This window comes from Grimontia indica (assembly GCF_000333895.2).
Lineage (GTDB): Bacteria > Pseudomonadota > Gammaproteobacteria > Enterobacterales > Vibrionaceae > Enterovibrio > Enterovibrio indicus.
Window position 1 is genome coordinate 1 of sequence record NZ_ANFM02000087.1, and the last position, 4,637, is coordinate 4,637.

Below are 4,637 nucleotides of genomic sequence, written 5' to 3' on the forward strand. Positions count from 1 at the left end.
CACTGATTCTTGATAAAACCTTGCATCAGAGGATTGGTTCGTATTGAATATTTTCGCCTTACCTTTTACAGACATTTTTACAGACAGTCCCGTACCAATGTCACTAGCCCCCATATAGGACATGACTCTCAACTTAGCAGTCAGCCTGTTGTAAAGAATAATGTAGGGGTACTGATTTGACGACCAGCTGTCATTTCCATCCGCACTCCATGTTTCTTTTGCATTTTCGTAGTGGGACATTTTATAACCTAGGTTGAACTTTAAAATTTCCCAACCTTCGTTTGGATCCATATCCGGCACTTTGTCTAGAATCGATTTAGAAATAGAGCGGGCACAATTAGTTCCTGCTGGTTCTCCATTTGGCCCCATAATGTCATCTGTTAATATTTTCCCACCAGGAACATTATAAAGTGACTCAATTTCACAAATATAAAAAGGACTCAGTTTAAACTCCTCAGCACCATGAAGATTGCCCATTCCAATTTGGTAATGCTGCGTTCTCCAATCGAAAAGATTCTTTCTATTTACAACATTAGAGTTTGGGTAATAGGGTTTATCCGGATGAGTAGTTATTGTTGGCTGTTGCCAACGTTCATCTACATTCTGAGGTACACTTGCCCATGAAGAAAGAGGCGCTAACATCGCCATATTTATCAGTATTGCCAATTTTTGTCTTTCCATAATTTCCACCTAAATCAAGTCGATTGTCAATTATTATTTGCATTGTTTTTTGAGCATTTAAAAAACCGACTGCCTAATAAATAAAGCATGACAAAAGCATGAGTTCAAATAAAATAAAAATGTTTAGATCTTATAAATATGGCAATTTTGTATTAAGAGTAAGACATGGCGATCTGAAAGAAAGGAAAGTCACATTTAGAGAAAAGATTTCGATCTCTTATTATTCCATTTGGATACTTATTTTTCTTTGAGAAAGAAAAAAAATCATAACGAAATTTATTACACCAGATAACAAAGTTGGGAATTTTACACTTATCTGTCTACATATTGATCACTTTAAATCTGTTGAGAGGCGTCATGTAACTCACTTCCGACTCATACTTTTCTGGAAGATCTCCGATTCAGTCCGCTGCAATATCGTTCAATAACTTCCCTTCTGGCTTTGCTAACGTCTTCTTCATCTGAAAGGAGGAAGCAATGAACAGTCTGATTCTGGCAATGACCACCTTTGCCTTTGTCGGTGCCGTCACACCCGCCCAGTGAATATTCTCGCCACCAGCACTGCAATTACCCAAGGGTTAAAAGAAGCCATTAAACATGTTATCGCGGCTTCGCTTGCGTATGCCCTGGTAGTGATTCTGTGTGGCGGGGTGATGCAAAGTTTGCTGTCGTTGATCCCTTCGCTGGAAACCACCATGCAGCTCCTTGGCAGCGCATTTCTTTTGTATCTTGCCTACAAAATTTTCACGACACCTGTCTCCGCCATTGAGAAAAACGCACAGACGCAATCAGGTTGGTGGACAGGTTCCATCACCCAGCTTCTCAATCCAAAGGCGTGGTTATATGCTCTTTCCGGCGTGAGCATTTATGTGGTAGGTCAGGAAAACTAAGGCTTCTGGCTCGGAATGTATACCTTTGTTTCCCTATTTGGCTCGCCTCTCTTTTCACCTATCATCCTTCAGCCGCGTTCAGCGGTAATTTTGATGACTTCTACTACCACTGAGCAAACCGCTTTCAATGACTTCACTGGCAGATATTCGTAGATCGAATGGAAGCTATGCGCGCCAGTGAAAATCTTCGGACATGACAATCCTTTATGGGAAAGCACTGCGCCATCATAACTGCCACGCATTGGAATGGCTTTCATCTCAATGTCGTTGCGCGCGTAAGCCAGCCAGCTTGGCAATATCAATCGGGAAACCAGCATCACCTTCCAGGCTGTTTGCCACGTTCTTATAGCGATCTGCCAGCGTAATGGAAACACTTCCTTCCCCCCATAAAGCGCCACAGCTTTCCGCAATGTTTTTCAGGAAGTTCATGCGGTTTTGATAACCCGTCTTTGGTAAAGTCACTCAGTTTTTTTTATTAGTCTTTAAACTTATTATTGGTTTGCCATTTCTTAGGCGATATGCCTACCCACCTTTTAAATGCACGGGTAAATGAAGAGTCACTTTCATAGCCAAGCATCTTTTCAAGCTCGCACACCCTTACGCTACCATCCAGCAACATTTCTTTAGAGTATGTAATTAGGCATTGCTCTACTAACTCTTTATATATAAATCCTTCTCTTCTTATTGCTCGGTTAAATTACTTTTCGGTCATGATAAATCTTCTTGATATTTAACCTATATACACGTTTTTAGATATATTTCTTCTAATCTCGCTTTTTACGCTACTTATAAAATTCTCTTCTATTTTCCTCTCCCAATGATACAGAACTCTTACTATACTAGTACTGTTGTTATTTTTACTATATTCACGTCGATTTCCTAGCCAGTCTCCCGGAAACCTAACACCATTAAAGCTGCTAGAAAGTTGAATATTCTCAGTCATTAACTCCCCATTTAATCTCGGATTTTTCTGTTTCAAGTTTATATCAAAAATGGAGTCGGTGAATACTTCAAACAGAGAGACATCATTATATAAATGTTGGCATAAATATTGAGATAGATTATCGTATCTATCAATTTAAAAATTGACATTTCTTATTTTCAATTTAGCAATTCCGCCGTCAAACGAGAGACTTATCCCTAGGCCTCTAGCATGCATGTGAGCATACTTTGACAAATAATATATAGCCTCAGACAATGTTAATGATGTATTAAAAATGATATCCAATGGTGCGACAAAGTTACAACCGTTCATCTTTGAAAGATTAATCATGAAAAACTATCATGACATATAAATGAAGCATAATCGATTAATATAGCAAACATTTAATAAGGGATTTTTTTATATTTATCGGATAAGTCAAAATCTACAACTCCAAATTTTTATAGAATATAATCGGCATCTACACCAAGCGAAGGACAAAGCTAATGGTTTTTTTGGTTCAATAATACTTACCATAAGGATCCTATTTTTTATTTTTTATAACGTTATTTTACGGTTAAATAACTAGTATCCAACTATTGTGTTTGTATATTAATTTACAAGCCCTATCAGAGATCTGATAGGGCCTCATTATTTATTTTATATTTAAAAATAGATTATAATTCATCGTCAAAATTGATGATAATTTGTGGTGCGTCTAATCGATCGTTTTCTGAAGAAAAAACGGTATAAGTGCCGTAACCTGGTACATAATCTAAAACAACTGACACTCTTGGAAGTTCATACTTACCATTACTATTTTTCACTCTATTTAGTGCATTTTTGAACTGTTCTGTGACATTGAAATCTTGACCGTTCCAATCAGTATTAGATATAAATGTACTATATTTAGGAATGCCTTCACCATGTGAGTTATCTGTCATAGGTTTTGTCGATTTATTGGCGCTAAAGAGGTAATTTTTGGCATAATCATATAAGTACATTTGATATACAGCAATACTTTGTCTATTAATTCGAAGAGTAACTTCTTTTGGCTCTCTGAAACCATAGCGAGAAATATATTCATTTAAATTAAATGAATAAAACGGCCAAGTTTCTGAACGTGCGCAAATAATGCATGGATCTCGAGTTACATCAAGAATTGCTTCACCAGGACTAGAAACCTGTTTTGGTTCATAGGTATAGTAGTTCATATCCTCATCAGCTATAATAGAATATTCACCATCTGAACGTATCTCATGAGTATTGTTATACTCACCTTGCACATCACAGTATCCTTGTACTTTTATTCCGTTATTTCTTCCTAGGTTTAGTTGTAAACCAAGCAAGTCATTGTCATGTGTTACACCTCCTAGCTGTCCAGTATTAATAAGTCTGTTTATATCCTCACTTGGGTTGAAGGACTTTTGGTTAGAATGACTGTTAAACTCTACAGGATATTCTTTCATTACTAGATAATATGGAAACCTGCGGCCACTCTCATCTTTTTCATCTATTAGATTAATACTAGAATTAAGGTTATGATCTTTTATTGTACTGCCATGGTTTTTGGCCGTCACGACTAAAGAGACATTGTCAACCAATACAGTATCACCGCTCGCAGTAATTTTAGGAGCTCCTTTATCACTTCCTAGAAAGTGACCTAAATGCATCAAAGATACATCATCAGAAACAACAGTATAGAGCTTCATGTCTCTGCCATTAGTTTTCACATTCACATAGTTATATTCGCTATTATCTCCATCGATATCATTAAAATTTGAAAAGTTTACTGTAGCATCAGGCCCTGCTAGGTACTTCACCTTGATTCGACCTGTAACAGCGACGTCCCCTTCACTCTGCCCACTCCAACCATTAAAATATAAACCCGACTTGCTGTTTGATGCAAAAATGACATTTGATGGTTTAAATGATGTTGTAACTTTAAAGCCTATTTTATCCGATATCTTTTCATATTTCTTATAAGTATGAACGGTCGGCGTAGTCAGTAGTGTAAATAAGCCCATTGGTTCATCATAAAGTGGATAAGAACGGCTGGATGAAGCGTTTGAATCCAGATCGTTGTTCCAAACGGTTGAGCGACTACCCGGTAGTTTCAATTTAACTGTTATACCCTGGTCTTG

General features: G+C 37.3%; 3 protein-coding genes and 2 pseudogenes. 1 reads left to right on the forward strand and 4 read right to left on the reverse strand.

Annotated features, from left to right (window positions below; translation table 11 throughout):
• On the reverse strand, positions 1–681 hold a 681-nt coding region (locus D515_RS24815; RefSeq protein WP_039850729.1), incomplete at its 3' end, for a hypothetical protein.
• Positions 682–1,158: 477 nt separating this feature from the next.
• Here D515_RS24815 and D515_RS24820 point away from each other — a divergent pair.
• Positions 1,159–1,568: pseudogene (locus D515_RS24820) on the forward strand (LysE family translocator); the annotation flags it as partial.
• A 71-nt stretch (positions 1,569–1,639) separates the two neighbouring features.
• On the opposite strand, the pseudogene D515_RS25615 reads toward D515_RS24820, so the two are convergent.
• The 3 genes and pseudogenes from D515_RS25615 to D515_RS24825 all read right to left on the reverse strand — a co-directional run.
• A pseudogene (locus D515_RS25615) lies at positions 1,640–2,021 on the reverse strand (peptidase T); the annotation flags it as partial.
• Between the two features lie 25 nt (positions 2,022–2,046).
• Positions 2,047–2,256, reverse strand: a complete 210-nt coding sequence (locus tag D515_RS26480; protein WP_083939988.1) for a helix-turn-helix domain-containing protein — start codon at positions 2,254–2,256, stop codon at positions 2,047–2,049.
• 914 nt (positions 2,257–3,170) lie between these two features.
• Positions 3,171–4,637: hypothetical protein (locus D515_RS24825; protein WP_039850731.1), on the reverse strand; the 1,467-nt coding region annotated here is incomplete at its 5' end.